This is a genomic window from Nocardia gamkensis NBRC 108242 (assembly GCF_001612985.1).
GTDB classification, from domain to species: Bacteria; Actinomycetota; Actinomycetes; order Mycobacteriales; family Mycobacteriaceae; genus Nocardia; species Nocardia gamkensis.
On record NZ_BDBM01000010.1, the window covers coordinates 73,191 to 90,355 of the forward strand.

14 protein-coding genes and 1 pseudogene are annotated in these 17,165 nt (G+C 64.5%); 9 read left to right on the forward strand and 6 right to left on the reverse strand.

Annotated features, from left to right (window positions below):
* Positions 1-151 precede the first annotated feature (151 nt).
* From NG1_RS11400 to NG1_RS11415, 6 genes are all read left to right on the forward strand, one after another.
* Entirely contained in the window at positions 152-3,352 is a 3,201-nt protein-coding gene (locus NG1_RS11400) for a hypothetical protein (RefSeq protein ID WP_157113986.1), read from the forward strand.
* The gene (locus NG1_RS11405) at positions 3,255-7,163 is read left to right on the forward strand and encodes a hypothetical protein (RefSeq protein ID WP_174315436.1); all 3,909 of its coding nucleotides are present in this window, start codon (positions 3,255-3,257) and stop codon (positions 7,161-7,163) included. The genes NG1_RS11400 and NG1_RS11405 overlap by 98 nt, the downstream gene beginning before the upstream one ends.
* A gap of 49 nt (positions 7,164-7,212) precedes the next feature.
* A complete protein-coding gene (locus NG1_RS36605) occupies positions 7,213-7,878 on the forward strand; it encodes a hypothetical protein (RefSeq protein ID WP_157113988.1) in 666 nt (221 codons plus the stop codon).
* 129 nt (positions 7,879-8,007) lie between these two features.
* Positions 8,008-8,895, forward strand: a complete 888-nt coding sequence (locus tag NG1_RS11410; protein WP_157113989.1) for a hypothetical protein — start codon at positions 8,008-8,010, stop codon at positions 8,893-8,895.
* Positions 8,896-9,109: 214 nt separating this feature from the next.
* Positions 9,110-9,850, forward strand: coding sequence for a hypothetical protein (locus NG1_RS36610; protein WP_157113990.1), 741 nt, complete (start codon positions 9,110-9,112; stop codon positions 9,848-9,850).
* Positions 9,851-9,956: 106 nt separating this feature from the next.
* On the forward strand, positions 9,957-10,328 hold the full coding sequence (locus NG1_RS11415) for a hypothetical protein (protein WP_062970021.1): 372 nt from the start codon (positions 9,957-9,959) through the stop codon (positions 10,326-10,328).
* Between the two features lie 85 nt (positions 10,329-10,413).
* On the opposite strand, the gene NG1_RS11420 is transcribed toward NG1_RS11415, so the two are convergent.
* Positions 10,414-10,704 (reverse strand): hypothetical protein, encoded by a 291-nt coding sequence (locus NG1_RS11420; RefSeq protein WP_062970022.1) that lies wholly within the window; start codon positions 10,702-10,704, stop codon positions 10,414-10,416.
* A gap of 248 nt (positions 10,705-10,952) precedes the next feature.
* Here NG1_RS11420 and NG1_RS35420 point away from each other — a divergent pair.
* The 3 genes and pseudogenes from NG1_RS35420 to NG1_RS11430 form a co-directional block, all read left to right on the forward strand.
* Positions 10,953-11,135 (forward strand): annotated as a pseudogene (locus tag NG1_RS35420) (transposase); the annotation flags it as partial.
* Between the two features lie 336 nt (positions 11,136-11,471).
* Positions 11,472-13,253 (forward strand): PQQ-binding-like beta-propeller repeat protein, encoded by a 1,782-nt coding sequence (locus NG1_RS11425; protein WP_168434077.1) that lies wholly within the window; start codon positions 11,472-11,474, stop codon positions 13,251-13,253.
* A gap of 122 nt (positions 13,254-13,375) precedes the next feature.
* Positions 13,376-14,065, forward strand: a complete 690-nt coding sequence (locus tag NG1_RS11430) for a pentapeptide repeat-containing protein (protein ID WP_062970024.1) — start codon at positions 13,376-13,378, stop codon at positions 14,063-14,065.
* A gap of 114 nt (positions 14,066-14,179) precedes the next feature.
* Here NG1_RS11430 and NG1_RS36615 read toward each other — a convergent pair whose 3' ends face one another.
* From NG1_RS36615 to NG1_RS11450, 5 genes are all read right to left on the reverse strand, one after another.
* Entirely contained in the window at positions 14,180-14,386 is a 207-nt protein-coding gene (locus tag NG1_RS36615) for a hypothetical protein (RefSeq protein WP_157113992.1), read from the reverse strand.
* Positions 14,380-15,168, reverse strand: coding sequence for a site-specific integrase (locus NG1_RS11440; protein ID WP_062970026.1), 789 nt, complete (start codon positions 15,166-15,168; stop codon positions 14,380-14,382). Before NG1_RS11440 ends, NG1_RS36615 begins: the two co-directional genes overlap by 7 nt.
* A 3-nt stretch (positions 15,169-15,171) precedes the next feature.
* Entirely contained in the window at positions 15,172-15,393 is a 222-nt protein-coding gene (locus NG1_RS11445; RefSeq protein WP_157113993.1) for a site-specific integrase, read from the reverse strand.
* Between the two features lie 589 nt (positions 15,394-15,982).
* Positions 15,983-16,333: a hypothetical protein gene (locus tag NG1_RS36620; protein ID WP_157113994.1), complete on the reverse strand. Its 351-nt coding sequence runs from the start codon at positions 16,331-16,333 to the stop codon at positions 15,983-15,985.
* A gap of 392 nt (positions 16,334-16,725) precedes the next feature.
* Complete coding sequence (locus NG1_RS11450) at positions 16,726-17,163, reverse strand: hypothetical protein (RefSeq protein WP_062970028.1); 438 nt, start codon at positions 17,161-17,163, stop codon at positions 16,726-16,728.
* Between the last annotated feature and the right edge of the window lie 2 nt (positions 17,164-17,165).

Genomic DNA, 17,165 nt, shown 5'->3' on the forward strand with positions numbered 1-17,165 from the left:
CGAGTTGTTCGTCCGTTCCGGGGTGAACGTGTACCACCGGCGATTTGCTGGCGGTGTCTGGACCCCGAATTGGGCATCTTGTACCCTTCCCGACAATAGCGTTACGTCCGGGTTTGCCACGGCAGCGACGGGTCCCGACGACCTTCACATCTTGTACACCGCCGGTGCGGAGGTCGTGCACTGGCGACTGAAAAACGATGAGCGTGTACGGATGCAAGGCGGACCGTCGCGGCGGTTGCGCACGATACCCATTTCGGGCGGATTCGAGTTGTATGTGACGAATCCGGCCAATCCACCGGGAAGTCGTTACCGCCGTATGCGGTACACGGGGTCTTGGGGGACGCCGTCGGATCTGGATGCTCCTCCCCTGTTGGATCGCCCGTTCTCGGACACGTTCGCGGCGTCGGCGAACCAACTGATGCTGGCCCCGGGCCGAGACCAGCGCCTGTGGATTCGAACGGTTGCGACCCCTCTGTGGCGGGACATGGGTGGCATCATCACCTCCGACGGCGATCGGCAGGACATTCTCGCCGCCGCGGCCACCAGTAGTACGCGCACCGATATTTTCGCCTTGTGGGCCCCGGCGGGTCTGGTGCATCGCCGCTACGATTCCACGCTCGGGGATCTGCATGATTCGCGTGCCTGGTCGCCGTGGCAGCTGGTGGATACCTGGGCAGGCCCCGTTGCCGGGTACACGCTGCTGCGGCCCGATGACCTGCTGCATGTCCACGTACGAGACAGCGGTTTCCGACGCGGCGTGAACGGGCACGGCGCGCCGGAGCTCATCGCGGAAGAAGGCGCCCGTCTGGATGTCAATTTTCCTCCGCAGCACATGGCCGAAGAAGCCAGCGAGGCCAGTCAAGCGCGCTCAGCCGGCCCGTCACGGCTGCGGTTCAAAATTGCTCCAGGCACAGTCATACCCCTGTCTGTGCAAGGGGTGCTCGACACGATGACTGCCCGCGAACTCCGGCCACCGGAGGGCCAACCGGATTCCGGTTCGGTGCTGGAACTGCCGTGGCGGTTGCTGATGACGCTGCCCTCGGGAGGTCGGTGCGCCCCGGCGCCGCTGCCGGTGAAAAGCGCAGACGGTGTCACCGGTTTGTGGCACTGCCATATCCTCAACAGAGCCGGAGGCCCGGTGGTGTCTCTGCGCCCGTTCCGCGCCCTACACCGCCAGAACACCTTCCAGAACACGCCGTTGGGTGCGCGTAACGAGACGGTGGACTTGATCGTGGAGAGGGCAGCGCAACTGCCGGTCACCGCGCACCGGCTGATACTCGGTAGTCTGGGCGCCTGGTTCTCGCTGACCGCAGAGTTCAGCGGCACTCCGGAACTCGAGTGGAGCCACCGCGCTGCGATGGGCCGCGACTACTACGTGCGCGTCGTCAAAAGTGGGCGACTGTTCCCATTCGGGCACCGTGTGGTGCATATCGAGACATTCGAGCGTGTCTTCAGACCCGACATGGCCGGTGATCAGACCAGTCACCCCGCGGCGCTGCAGGTGAAGCATACGTTGGTCATCACCGAGCCGGTGCGCGACTTCGGCGGTGGTGCGGGTGGTAGCCACGAGCGGGCGTTCCCATTTCAGCGGGTGAGTTTCGCCGGCCAGCTGACATGGGAAGTCGACCGCCCGCCTGAGGGCAAACAGATGTTCTGGCCGCAGCGATACGGCGACCCGCTCTACTTCGCGCTGATCCTGCGGGCAGGGCGGGAGACCGTCGAGGCCACGTTGCCGCTGCTGTTTGTGACCGACGGGACTCCGGCAGGAGCCCAGAAATTGGACGACGAGTACAAGCAAGGTCCCCCGAACGTGCCGGGACGACCGGCGGCGGGCATCGACCGCGCTATCCCGCTGCTGGTGACTTCCGGCGCCAACGGCTATGAACCAGTGAGCGACTCCATTCAGCATGTGCTCACCGCCGAGTTCGGCATCGGCCAGGCTTCCAACGGCACCCATCCGAAACTCTCCCAGCTGAAGGTGGCACTTCCGGCTCTGCAGAAGCTGATCGGCGCCAAGGCGCCGACGGGGATCCGTGCGACGTTGAGCGCGCAGGTACTGAGCGATCCCAATGCGACCGTCTTGCTCGACCTTGTGGACACCCCGAAGATCGACTTCGCCGAGGTCGGCGCTTCGACCGGCGCGGTAGCCACACCCACCATGCCCGCCGTGAACGGCGTCGCCCGCGACCGCGGACCGATTGTCAAGCCTCCGTCCGGTAAACCTTATCCGAGCCCTGCCACGTTGTTCAGCGACGACGCGACCCTGTTCGGTGTCATCGAATTGAACAAGCTGATCCAGGCGGTCACCGATCAACCCGCCATCACGTGGCGCAATGGCGCGGCCCGGCTGCACTGGACCCAACAGCTGTCCGGCGCGGCGGCCAAACCGGTCGACCCGTTCGTGCCGGGCCCCACCTCGACGCTGAGCCTTGACGCGGGCCCGGATGAGACCAAGGGGCGTGTCACGGACTTCTCGCTCAACATTCCCGACCGCGCACGACAGGTCGTGGTCATCGAGCTGAACGAAGTAGCCTTCACAAGCCGGTCGGCTGGGCCGACAGCACGACCCACCGTCACCGTCGACGTGCGTAAAGTCAGCCTCGACGGCGCCTTGCGCTTCGTTCAGACGCTGCAATCGTTCATGCTGAAATCCGGTGCTGGACCCCATGTTTCGGTTCTGCCGACAGAGGTCGCGGTGCGCTATGTGGCGGCTGTGCCGGCTGTCTCGGTCGGGGTCTTCAGCTTGACGAATCTGGTGATCGAGGCCGGGGTCACGCTGTCTTTGGTCAACAAGCCACTCACAGTCGATTTCAAGTTCGCTACCCGGCAGCGGCCGTTCCTGGTCACGGTGTCGGGCCTTGGTGGCGGCGGTTACCTCGAGCTGGCAGTGGCTGCCGGTGGTCAACCAGATGGATTGACCAAGTTGGTAGGAGGCATCGAGTTCGGCGCCAGTGTCGCGGTGGACTTCGCCATCGTGGCAGCCGAAGTCCACGTCTTCGGTGGGATCGTGTTCGTCTACGACCGGCGCGTCAGTATCACCGGATACCTGCGCATCGGCGGCAGCATCGACCTGCTCGGGCTGGCCAGGGTCGCCGTGGAACTCACTCTCAGCCTCACCTATACCCCGAACAGGCTGGAAGGATCGGCGAAACTCGTTGTCGTCATCGACCTGACGCTGTGGTCGGCGAGCTTCGAACTCACCTGCCGCAAGAGCTTCGCCGGCCCCGACATGCTGGCGCCGGAGCGAGCCGCCATTGCTGCGCCGTCGGCGTCGTCAGTGGCGGCCACGCTGGGTCCGGTCGGAAATTCCTATCCCTGGCGGACTTACTGCCGGGCGTTCGCAGGAGAATGACATGGAGGCTGCCGCCGTACTGAGTCGACAATTCGTGTGGACCGCAATCCCCGCGGGCCGCATCATTCCACGCCTGGGCCGACAGGTGGGGGTGGTATCAGTGCTGGTCACCCCGCGCCTGTTCGGGCCGAGTGGCGCAGCGTTGACATTGAAAAGCTTCGGCATGGACACATGGCCGAAGTGGTTGAACAACACGGGCTTCACGTTCACCTGCGGCAGCGCTGATGTGGATCCGGGGAAGGTGCAACGGATCCCGCACGGCTTCACGCTCCAGCAGCAGCTGTCGGTGTGGGCCGCGGTGTTCGGCGCGAGTATGACAGTCACACCGTATCGGGCCGCGTCCTATGCCGGCAGGCCGGTCCGTGTTTTCCCGGCGGCGGCGGCGGTGACGGAAGTTCGGAATGCCTATAGCGCCACGGGCAGAGCCTATGCCCGCTATTCGGCGCCCGGCAGCGAAGGGCAGCTGCAGCGCGCGCTGGCCGATGCGACGGCTGAATGGCAGGGCAGACTGGCTGCCGACGCGGGCGATACCGACGACAGTGAGCAGGTGCTGTCCTCGGCGCTGGATCAAGCTTTCGCCTTCTACCAGCGGGATCGCGACGTAACACCGTTGGAGCCGCGCCTGGCCGCGGCCGAGGAGCAGCGCGAATTCCACACTACGGTGGCGCGATTAGCTGACCATCCAGTTCTGTTGCGGGCGCTGGGTCTGCTACTGGACTTCGGTATCGACGCGACCGTGCTCAACGGGCAGAAGGTTCTCAGCGTCCGCCCGATGTGGTCGACTGCCAAACCGCCGGGGTGGACGAACACCGGCCTTGCGGACAATCCCACACGGCCGGACCTCTCACCGTCTACCGCATACGTCGTGACCGGTACACGCTTCGTCCCCGACTCCACCGGCAGCCCGATCGTCGACGGAGTGTTGGCGATCAGAAGCGCCGGACTCGCCGGGGAGGCCGGATCCCGCTTCGAATCTCTGTCGTTCGACATCGACGGTGCCGCGCTGCGCATGGTCGGAGCGGGCCGCGCCGATCGCCGCGACGCCCGCGCGGCGGCAGGAAATCTGCCGGCCCTGCGGTCGGCAGGTGTGTCGCTGGTCGACCGGGGCCGCACGAGCGCCCTGCGCAACCGGATCAGTCGCAGCGCGCCAACCTCGGCGGATCTGCTTGCGCAGCCCCTGCTGGCCGGAGACTTGGTGGGCGGGTACCGCATCGACATCGAGGACGTCGGCACATGGTTGTCCACATGTCAGCGTCGTGTGAGCTACACCGTCGGGGGGCAACCCCTGGGCTCAGAGGTAGTGGAGGAAGGCTACGTTCGCCCTGATGCGCTGACCACCGGCGCCGGTCCGCACGACGCGTTGTACGTCCATGAACTGGTCGCGCGATGGGACGGATACAGCCTGGCCGTGCAGCGACCCGGCCGCACGGCACCTACCGGCGACTCGATGCCGCCCACGCCGGCTGATCCGCCCTTCCGAGCCAGCGACAAGGTCGAGCCGGGCAGCCTGCCACGACTGCGGTTCGGCCGCACGTACCACATGCGCGTGCGCATCGCCGACCTCGCCGGCGGAGGTCTCGGGCCGAGCGAGCTACTGCCCGCGGACAACGCACAGTCACTGGAATTCACACACCAGCGATTCGAACCCATCCCACCGCCGGAGATCCTCCCGGCCGCCGACTTGGCCGCCGGCGAGGCGCTGGACAGGATGATCGTCCACGACACGCGCACCACCGCACGCCGTCACCTGGTCTGCCCGTCCGCCTCGCTGGAATTGGCACTGCAGCATTCCGTCTTCGATGCGGCGCTGGGTCCGCACGTCACCGACCAGGACATCGACAAATTCTTTGCGATCGCCACGCGCGCGGATAAGACCGCGACCGATATCCCAGGCGCACGTCTAGCGGGAACCGGAGAAGCTCGTTACGTCGTGGTCCCCGGCGACGCCATGAACGCTCCATGGCTGCCCGATCCGGCCGCCGAGCGCGTAATCATCGCGGTGAGGCGTCGCCCTCCGGATCCCGACGGCAATCACTTACCCGGCATCGATGGCATTCCCACCCGGCCGAACTGGGCTTCGTGGCCCGATCGGCCCGCCATCCGGTTGGAACTTGTGGCCGTCGAATCCGGCTGCAAGGCAACCACCTCCCCGGACCATCGGGTTGTGAGGGTGGAGCTGGGCCGCGCACAGCAGCTCACACTGAACATCCTATCGACGATGAAACCAACCGATGTCGGCAAGTTCGGCGTCGCACGCTGGATCAGTGCCGGGCATGCCGAAGACGACATGGTGCGAGGCATCGCCGACAGCGGTAACCCATTGGTGACTCCATCCCGCGAACTCACTCTGGTGCACGCGGTACAGAAGCCGCTCGCCGCGCCGACAGGGAACCTGGACGCGCGGCGCACCACCGCGGGCACCGACGCCGTGCTGGTTACTTCGGGCCTCACAGTGCACATCCCGAGTACTGGTCGCCTAGAGATCAGCGCCGCCTGGACGGACCCCGACCAGACCCCTGGCCTAGGCCCCGGCGGCACGACTCGCACCGCCGCGCTGGGTAGCTTCACCGTCGAACAAACGCTGCGCGAGAAGGCTTTACCAGTGATCAGGCACGAGTTCGCCGATACCCGCCGCCGCAAAATCACCTACACGGTGACCGCGGTGTCGCGCTTCGAAGACTGCTACCCCGACGCATCCGCCGCGGCGTGCCGAGTGGTCGCACCCTTCAAGGTGGATGTGCCGAGCACCGCGCGTCCTCCGGCGCCCGACGTCTCGCACTGTGTGCCTTCCTTCCACTGGTCAACCGACGTCACCGCCGACGGCAAAGTGCGTCGGCTGCGCCGCGGTGGACGCATACGGGTATACCTGCAACCACCGTGGTACGTGACCGGCGCCGAGGAGATGCTGGCCGTCCTGATCAGCCCGCATTCGACGACAGGCGTCGAGGTGCCCCCCGACTGTAGTTTCGTCGGCCGTGACCCGGTGTGGCTGGGGAGTGCCATCCCGACGTTATTGATGGCGCAACACCTCTCCGCGCCTGTGACTTTTACCGCCGACAACGCCCAGAGCCCTGCCCACCCAGGTGTGGCCTACCCGGTGGAGTCCGACAGCGCGGCCCGGCGCTGGTACGCCGACGTGGACCTGTCGCCCTATCCGGGTCGAGCGTATTGCCCGTTCGTCCGGTTGGCGTTGGCCCGCTACCAGGCCCGCACCACGGACACGAGGAAACTGGCGCTTTCGGAGGTGACGCGCACCGAGCCGATTCAATTGCTACCCGATCGGCAGCTGGAGATCACGCCGGATACAGCGAATCAGCAGTTGAAGCTTCGGCTTACCGGGGTGGGCCCGGTGGCGCCACGCGACCGCAGCGTCGTCACCGCCGAAGTGCAGGTCTACGACGACGATTCCGGGCAACCACCGTCCGGGCAAGCCGCCTCGGAGGTGATCGGCAGCCCAGGGTGGACCACCGTGGTCACCGCGAGCGACAAATTGAACAACACCTTCAGCATCCACGTCCCCGCCGCCGGCGGACGGCCCCGCCGAATCATGATCACCGAAGCCGAAAGCTATCCGCCCCCACCGGATTCCGGATCGCCCGTGGACGGGCCTGCGCGGCTGATCTACGCCGACATCATCGCCATCGGCCCCGGCGGCCAACTCGACACAAGGAACATCAGCCATGTCGACTGCGTTCTACCCGACCGGCTGGACCACACCACACCAGCTGGCGAGCCAGCATTCGGCTCGGTTCACCTTCACCGTCTCAGCCGAGAAGGGATCCCATTTCGCCCGGGTCGCGATGCGCCCTGACCGGGGCGACGTCCTCACATTCCGCTTACAGGCCGGAGCGGGGGAACCGGTGGAGCTGGGGGAAGGGCAGTGGGTCGACGTGTTCGAGGAAGGATACCCGGAACCAGCGGGGGAGGCTTCGATCACCGCCGAGGACAACGGACTGCACCTCATCGAGATCCAACCCAACAGCACCGGACTCGACTGGACCCTGACGATCGAAAACACCGACCAATTCTCAGTGTTGATCAACGCGGTCGCAGGCGATTACGAGCATGCGACGTTGGTGCCTTGGCTCCACGTTGCAGTCGAACGCGGATTCGTCAACCCCAATCTGCCACCCGCTACGGTCGTCAATCGGGGTACCGCCACCCTCTGGATCAATGCGCCCATCGGAGTACACCTCGGCAGCTCGGACTCTCCGTATGTGCTACGCGACCTGCCCTCCCAGTTGGAACCGGGCGCTGTGGGCAGCCTCGAGGTGGAATGCGTTATCGGCTTCCCAACAATCGCATACCCCCACGGACCACCGGTGATCACCCACCAGCTGCAGTGCAACGACCCCAATCCCGAGCACACACTACTCACGATCTTACTAGTAGAACCAGAGCTGCCGCCCAACAAATGCCACGCTCCAGGGTGTGACTGCCGCGACTATGAACCAGGTGGTATCTGGGGGGACCCCACAAGGTGCCGGAACTGTGGGCATGACCCACACACTCATTTCGGTGAATAGAAGGAGGCACCGTACACCCATGGAATCGCCGACGAAACACACGGATTGCTCGGAATCCGCTGTCGAGCTGCCGCATCGAATCGTCACCGCGAAGACCCGACGATCCCCCGAGACCGAGGGAGGCCAGCGATGGATATCTTGTTCATATTGTTCCCCGACGACTGGCAGAGCAGTCCCGAGGAAGTACCTGCCGGAGACAGTATTTCGGTCGTCTTCCCCGCAAGATCACCGATTGGAGTAATCCATATCCGGATCGCGGTGCGTGACGTCGATCCCGAGGTGATGACGCTTTCCCTGCAGGCCGGTGTGGGCGCACTGTTCGCGTTGCGTGCCGGAGCCGCCGTCGACGTGCTCGATGAGAACGAGGATCCGGATCATCCGGCAGGCACCGCCTTCCTGGCCGATGAGGGGAACGGGGTCTACCACATCGAGATCACCTTCAACGTCCAAGACCAGCAGTGGACGCTGTCCGCGGAAAATTCCGCCGATACCAGCGCGAGCATCAATGTCGCGGCCGCCGGCACCGACGATCCCGACAGTGACACCCTACGGCCATGGATCGATCTGCCCAAAGGGAAGATGATCCTGAAATCGCACGGATTTCAGCCTGCGCCAGAGAGCGCGTCGATTCGGTTCCGCAACTGCGGAACCGCCACGCTCAAAATCACCCAGAGTCCAGGTCAGCCACTACCGGGCGACATATTCGAACTCGAATCCGTCGAGCCCGATGTTGTCGAGCCCGGAGCGGAAGGGAAGCTCGTCTTCCGAGTGCTGGACGGCAAAGTGGGATTGCTCGACCACAAAATCGAATGCAATGACAAAGACGACGGTCACAGACGAATACGAATCGAGCGAGCGGAACCGAAAGAAATTCCGCAACCGTGGGGTCCGTGTAATACCTGCAGTTCACGCCCCCCAGGGCAACCGAAGTGCAGCGTGTTCCTCGGCGATCCCATCAGCTTGAATAGCCTTTGCGAGAGGACATTTTGCCGCCACAAACTGATCGATCATTCTTAACGTCGGGCGCCAGCCCGTATTCGGGACATCAGCGGCGCGCCGCGATCCCGCCGAAGCCCCCCAAAGTCGCGATGAGAGCGGACGTTGGTGAGCATGAAAGCACTGTCGAAAGAACTAGATGCAAAACATTTCCGGACGCGTGGTCGGCTATGGCCCAGGTTCGGCAGAGAATGCCGCCATCCGACCGGCGGCGCGACAACGTAGGAGATTTCTGATGGGTGTCGAACTATTTCCATACGGCTGGAACGCCCCTCGGAGCATACCGGCAAGAGACTCCGCCGAGTTCGCATTCACCACAGCGGGACGAGACACATTGCATGTGCGGGTGGCGGCGCGGCCGGTCGGCTTGTCAGCGCTGACGATGTCGGTTCGGGCCGAGGACGGTCGATTGGTCGAGTTATCCGGCGTTCCCATTGAGGTGTTCGATGGCGCAGATAGAAAGAATCCGGCCGGAACCGCGTTCGTCGAAGATGAGGGCCACGGCGTCCACCGCATTTTCATAGAACTCAACCGCATCGGCCAACAGTGGACCATTATCGCCGATAACACCGCCGACGCCACTGTCGGTATCAATGCGGTGGCTGCGGGAACCGATGACGAAGCGATGCGGCCTTGGATCGCTCTGTCGCAAGAAGTTCGAATCGTCGAGGATTGTCCACGGCCGATCCCTAGCAGAATCAGCGTCCAATTTTGCAACTGGGGTACCGGCACTCTTAGCATCGATCAGGACAATGACCCAGGGGTCGCGGGTGAGTACATGCTTGAAAACGTCGATCCTGATCGCATAGAGCCCGGCGGAGTCGGCACGCTTACTTGGGCTATCGGGACGGAAGGTGATACGAGCACCCGGCAAACGATCAAATGCAACGATCCCGATACAAGTCACACGCTCATACGACCGGCTGCGGACTCGCGGTACCTACTAGATCGGCTGCGCAGTCCGCAGCGGCAGTGAGTGTCACTTCGAGCCCGCAGGGTCACCTCACCATATTAGGTGAACCACCCGCAAGGCTGGGTGTTGACCTGATCAATATTCGGCGAATCAACGAAAGGACTGCGCGATGGATCCCGCGCTGCTACCCGATGAATTACGCTCCGATCGCAGGCTGCACGTTTCGGCGGCCGACTATCCGCTTAGGCAAGTCAATCCTGTCACCGGCTACCGTACTTCGCTGTACCGATCAGGCCGCGACGCGGACTTTGTTGGATGGATTCATCTTGTGAATGGCGACATGACCGCAGGTTACATCTACATTCAGCGTCCCGTGTTCGGCCCCGCCCTCGGATACAGCCGTTATGTGATCATGGATGTGCTTCCGGAACTCCTCGGCCCACTGCTGAAAATTTTGCAAAGTGACGAGCCACTCCAGATCAGGTTCTATCAGGGAGCGGCCGATGCCGAAGCAGCTTCATTCCTGGAACATAAGGAGTGACAATGTTCGCAGGGCAGCCCGCAATTCGAGCGCGGCACCGTATTCGCTATGCAGGGCGTACTCGGGTCGACCACGCTAGCTCGTTTCAGGCGTTCTTCACCGCTCTGCAGACATCGAATGTGTAATTGTTGAAGACCGGCCCCCGCTGTGCGTCCGGATTGCTCGGGTACTTGAAGGAATTGTCGCCCATGGCGATACTACCGACAGTCCAGGCTCCGCCGCTGCTCCCGCCATCCATCGGATTGCCCAATATCTGGATGGTGCCGCCCGACTTCGTGCCCCTTGCGCCATCGACCCGGTGCATCACTTGGCCGATGGCGTACCCTTTGGGATAGCCCATACTGGTCCAGCCGGGCTCGCTCTCCAACGTCTTCATGCCTGAGGCCCCCTCGCCGGATCCGACTGTCCTGAGGAATGCATAATCATATTGACGCCTGATTGACGTTTCACCGACCCAGAGATCAATAGTGCCCGCGTGATTGATCGCGAACTTCTTTGCGTAGTTCCCGTCTTGTAACCACGGTAGAAGACCAGGTTGCTATTCGAGTCTCGTACATTATGGGCCGCGGTAAGCAGCATATTCAGTTCGAGGACAAACTGTGCGGTACCGCAGCGTGTCCGACCGTCGTCGGCATCTTCCCCGACCGCAACTCCATCATCCGACTCCTCGGCGCGGTCCTGGCCGAACAGCACGACTAATGGATCGAAGGCCGCCGCTACCTCGGCCTCGACGTCCTGGCCCGCACACGCGGCCTCACCGACCCCACCACCGAACAGGAGGAAACCCCCACAGCACTGACCGCCTGATCAACACGGATCACGCAGCCACCATCGGCTACACCACGCATTTGGACTTGACCATATCTCGCCAGCGAAACAGTCTCGTCTGCATAGGAGCGGTATTGCGGCTCGACGGTGGGGTCAGCGGGACCGGGCGCTTGCGCATCGCGGAGACTTCGAGTGGACCGTCGAACGGAGTTGGTGCGTGGTGGGGTGGCATATCTGATGCTGCCGGGTGTCTCGACAGTCCCGGCCGCTGAGGTCGGTAGGGTCTTGGCACGACGGCAGGACGCAGAATCAACGGGGAGTGAGATGCAGTCCAGGACTCTATGGTTAGCAGCGCGAGCACGCGACGGCCTGTTGTTGCTCGCAGCCTTGGGGTGGCTCGTCGCCAAGGTCGAGGTCACGGATGTCCCCACCACGATCCAGGGAGTCGTGGACACCCGGTTTCGCAGCACCGCAACGATATTCCTGATCATCGCGATCGCGGCGGCGATCGGCGGTTGGCGGCTGTGGCGTGCGGTGGAAAGCACACGCCGGCGGCGCTGGCAGAATCTGGCGGCCGCGGTGATCGTCGGTGTCGTCGTGTGGGTGGCGGCGATCACAGTGCTGCTGGCCGTGTGGGGCGTGCTGGACAGCAGCGGTTATGTCCCGTTATACGAGTTGCCATCCTCGCCCAGATACGGATTGCTGATGCTGTGGCTGGTCGCCGGAGTGCTGCTCGGCGTCGCGGCGCTGACGACCGTCATTGCGCTGTCCGAGGCCGTTCGCGCAGATGTGCAGGACGACGAGCGGTCCGGCGTTGCTCGTGCGATCGGCGCGGGAGCGTTCGCGGTGGCGGCGGCACTGGTGTGCGCGGTGGTCACCGTCGTCAGCGCGAAACCCGCCGGAGTCATCGACTCCACGGTCACCTCGACCGCGCTGCCCGCACCCACATCGGCGGCCCCGGTCCTGGATCTCAGTCGGATCACCCTCGCCCCCCACGTCGGCGATCTCGACAGCATCGGCGTGACCGCCTACGGTCTGTACACCACGCACGTCGGCCAGTTGACCGGCATCGATCCAAGTACCGGAGCGACTCGCTGGTACGTCCGCCGTCCAGCGCTGCAGCCCAGGGTGAGTACCGCCGAGACGGGCCGCGTCCTTGTGGTCCGGTGGGCCAACCCATACTGCCACAACGACTCCTGCGCTGAGAGCCGGGTGCACGCCTATGCCGCCGACACCGGCCGCGAACTGTGGAGCCGCGACATCGGAAAGGTGCCGGACCAGCAGCAGGGCTGGTCGGAATATTCCGCCCCGAGCCAACCCATTCCGGATCGACTGACGCGCAACAATCCCCGCACCGGGGACCCGATGTGGACGGTCCGAGCCGAAGACCTCGGTTGCATACCCGGCCTGGTCATTTTCGGAAAGCTCGTGTGGACTGTGCGGGCCGGCGCGGTGCAGTTCAGCTGCGCGACATCGAAATCCGCTGGAATCTATGAGCCGAGGATCGTCGGTGCGTTGGACCCTGAATCGGGACGGGTGCTGTGGACCCGCACCTCGGTTCCCCACGAACAACTGACCCTCCCGAACGTCCCCGACGATCCCACCGACCCGGTCGCTACGGTCCTGCGAAGCAATGCCGAGTCCAGCTCCAAAACCAGCAACCTCGACATTCTGGATGCACGCACCGGCCAACCGCTCGGCACCCAGAAACTCGGCGACAACACCGGCTCCGACGCACCGGGCCAGTATGCGCTGACGCGGGGCTATCTGTTGACGGTCACCGGCAACACCGCCCATCTGACCGGGCCCGAGGGGCACCAACTGTGGACGGCGCCGCTACCAGCGCCCCTGCGGATCTCCGGGACAATTCCGCCGTCCGGCCCGGCCTGGATCAGTGGCAACGCGCTACTCGTCACCGTCGCTGCCGCGGATCGGAACTGGATCGTCGCCTACGACCTCGCCAACGGTCACCCCACCGTGCTGGCCGGGCCCGCTCCCACCCCCGCGGGAGACGGCCCGCTGATCAATGTTCCGGTCGAAACGACGCTCATCACGCGGCCGGACCCACCGACCACCATCTCCGCTCAACTCTCGATCGCTCCTTGGGGCGCACTGGTTTCCGGCTACAACTGTCACCTGCTCATCCCCACCCGCTGAACATCCACCCGCCGCCAGGCACCAGACGCCTGGACAACGCGCCGACCACGACCAGTCATTGTGCAGCACAGCCGTTTCCGCCACCACGCATACGAATCACAACCATAACTTCGTTCCGGGAGATGACACTCTCAGCTGCCGACGACTCGTACACCTCTTTCCAGCACGTCAAGTGCAGCGGCACCATCCTCTCCTTCTCCGACACGCACTTCGGGCAGCCGACCGATTTCGACCGCGCCGTACTGCGCAGTAATGCAACAGAATTTCACGGGGCGATTTTCGACGATGAGGCGAACTTCAAGAGAGTTGTCTTCCCAGGCTCTGACACCTACTTCGATCTAGCGCAGTTCCGCCGGGGCGTCGATTACAGCTATGCACGGTTCCGGAGCTGGCATTCGACCGAGTTCAGAGGTGTCACATTCGCGGGGGTGACCAGTTTCTCCCACGCTGTGTTCGCTTCCCCAACACTTTTCGCATCGGATCGCTTCATGGAGCATTCGACAAACTTCGAAGATGCGGATTTCCGGAACAAGGTGGCGTTCGTGCAGTCCGTCGTATGGTCCAATGTGGCAGTCGATTGGGACGCGCCGGTGCCTTATGCACCTCGTGGACCGCAACCTTCAACGGTGACTCCCACCTCGTGGCCACCGACACCGGCCGAAACCGAAGACGAAACCTCGCTCGAGGCGGTGACGATCGACGAGCACGCGATGGCCAGGGAGTTCTTCCATCGTGATCGGAGAAGGGAGTTCATGCGCATCCTTGCGCAGCTGAAAAGGTTCGGGCAACGGCGGATGCGCCGCTGGTGGTGAACCGGGGTGCGCGCTACCCCCCACGCCGAGTCGGACACCTTACTTCTTCCCCGACCCAGAGTCGCCACAGTGACGAATGTCGGCGATCAGGTATTCCGGCTTGCTTACGCCTTCTCAGCGCTCGTCAGCGTCCCCTGTGGCGGCTTCGAGCGCGCGGCTGCTGAGGGCCAGGGCGGCGTCGGTCTCGCGGTCGAGTCGGGCAAACAGCTCATCCAGGTCGGCTTCGAGTTCATGGGCACGCCGCCGCGCGGCGAGGCCGCGTTCGTAGGAGCCGGGGTCGAGTCGGATGTCGGGTTCCGGCTCGGGAGTCGGCGTCACCACGGGCGCGGGTAGTGTGGTGGGTCGCGCGTGGGCGCGTGGCCGGCGTGGTGAGCGGCGGCGGTCAGTCCTCCGAGCCGGCCGGGTAGCGCGAGTGGTGTTCCCCGCCAGTCGAATCCGGTGAGGACGGGGAAATGCTGGTTTTCGGGCGGTAGGCGTGCGCTGTGGGTTGCTTCGTCCCGGGTGAGGTGCTGTTCGAGCAGTAGAGTGGCGCCACTGTGCGGGGCGAAGGCCAGCACCGCGACCCAGCGGCGCAGCACGATCACCGGGCAGCGGTGCTCGTCACCGCTGGCGGGTAGTTCGAGTAGCGGTTGCCTACCACTGGTGATGGTGACCGCGTCGTCGTCGATGTGGACATCGCGCTGGCACAGCTGGGCGATGGTGGCGAACGGCAGCCCGGCCGCTGCCAAGATGAGCAGCACGGCGCCGCGGCGGCCGAACAGTCCGTGCGGCCACCCGGTCGTGGGCAGGCCAGGCGACAGTCCGTGGACTCGCTGCTGTGCGCGACTCAATCGCGGGCCGCGGCGCGGGTTGACCGCGCGACGGATCCGTTCGGCCTTGCCGGGCTCGGGCTGGCCGGCCATGCGGTGCACGGCGTTGATCGCCGTGACGCGGGCGCGCTGGCTGCCGGGTGCCGCGCCGTGTTGTTCGGCGAGATACAGCGCGACGATGGCGGCGGCCGCGGGCAGCTCGCACACCTCGGCGCCGTCGCACCAGAGCTCGAAATCGCGCCACAGGGGGCGGTATTCGGCCGACAGCGTCGACAGGTTGGGGACTTGGAACATCGGCTACAGCCCGAGTTTGCGGGTGGCGTTCGCGCGGTGCAGCGGTGCCCGGTCGTATTGGAGGATGGTGTCGACCCGGGTGTGGCCGGTCATGTTCATGATCTCGCGGTCGGTGGCGCCGTTGTCGCGGGCTTGGGTGATGGCACCGGCGCTCAGGGAATGCCCCTGGAAGGCGTCGGCTTCGGCGCGGCTGTAGCCCGCGGCCAGGGCGCGGGTGTGGATCATGCGGCCGAACGCTTGTCCGGTCAGCGGCTGCAGCCGGGCGGGCACCCGGCGCGGCCGAGTGAGCGGAAGATCGGCACGCGGACGCTGGGGAACGGCGGCAGCGCGCGGTCGCAGTAGTGGGTGTGCGGGTCCAGGTTGCGCTCGAGGCGCAGTCGTTTGTGGATGGCGACCACGGCGGCGTCCGGGCCGCCAGCGCGACGGCGTGGTCGTAGTCGGCCAGCAGTACCAGCCAGCGCAGCAGCGCGCACAACGGGCACAGCCGCACCGTCTGCCCGCGTTCGACGACGAAGTAGGTGACTCTGCGGCGGCTGGTTTCGGTGCCGCGCATCGCGATCCGGATGTGCTCGCCCTCGCTCCTCGGAAACAGCATCAGCGGAGTCCCCACATTCGAAGGCCGGATCACCCCGACCGGAAACTAACCGACTCCGGGGTCAGATCTGCTGTTCACCCGATACTCCCGGAATCCGAAGTGCTCGATGAATGGCGACGGCTTCGGGGAAGTTGTCGGCGAGTGCTCGTTCGCGTCGTGGTACCCGTTCCACGTCGTACGCGAACCGCTCGTGCAAGATGGAGGCGCCATTGCTCGGGCTCAGTGCGTGAGCCATGTTGCTTCGCAGGGGAGCCGGGACGGTTGGGCGGTGTGGTCGCTCATTACGCATAATGTGACTTGCGGGTTGTGACTGTTGGCCCAATGGCTGACCAGGTTGTCGACCGCTGTTTTGCAGGCCAGGTAGTCGAAGATGACCGGGCCGCAGCAGAAACGCACGTGCAGATCGGGCTCACCGGGCCGCGGAGAAGCGTTGGGGTGTGCGTCTTTCGCGGTGCTGGTGGCACCTTTGGTGGAGACCATGGATACCTCGCCTGAGTCACGGCGGTAGTGGCGGCCCACTGAGCCGCTTGCGCTGGGCGTACTCCTGTCAAGGAATTTACTGTAATGCATACCGTAAGTATTTGCACAGGGGATTGGCGAACCTTTGGCAACCATCGGTGCCACCGAGGGTCTTCGCGGAGTAGTGCGCGTGTCCGCGGTTCACGATGGTGGCTTCGCCGGTTGCGTCGTGGTCTCCGAGGGGCAGAGCGGGGCTCGTGGATGTTCGCCCCTGCCGGCCCCCGGGTGCGGGCAAGCCACCACCCGTCTGCCCCGAGGGCGGATTCCCGTCGACGTCCGCCGGCTGTCTCGAGCTCCCCTGACCACAGAGTCGGCACCGCCGCCGAGCGGACCTGATCACTTCGGCTCGGATCGGCGATCAGCAGTCCATCACCACGTCGGCGGCTTGCAATTCTGCGGGTACGGCGTGGAGGTGCACCGGCGCGTTCGTTCGCCGGGAATCTTCACGGATGGCCCGCGTTCTGTGCTTGTTGTTGGGCGAGGCGTTCCTCGTGAATGCGGATGAGTTCGCGGAATCCGATGCGTTCGTAGCTGGGTTCGGGTTGAACGCCCCATTGGTCCCGGGCGGTCTGCTGATGCGCCGCTTCGGGTTCGCCGCCGAACGGTGGTCCGCCGAGCGGGTAGGGGTGTTCGCATTCGATGGTGTCGTCGGAGTATCTGACCTTCATCAGTTCGCTGCAGATCTCGGTGAGCGACAGGGTCGGCCACCCGTACCAGATGGCGAGGGCGGGTATCGTGAACGCGCCTTCGATGACCAAGGCGAACAGGCAGACGAAGATGCCGCGTTTGAGCCACTTGTGCATATTCGCGAAGGCGGGGGTGGTGCCCAGGGGTAGTTCCCCGGGGCCGGAATCTGCGGTGTGGGGCGATTTCGTGCTCATGA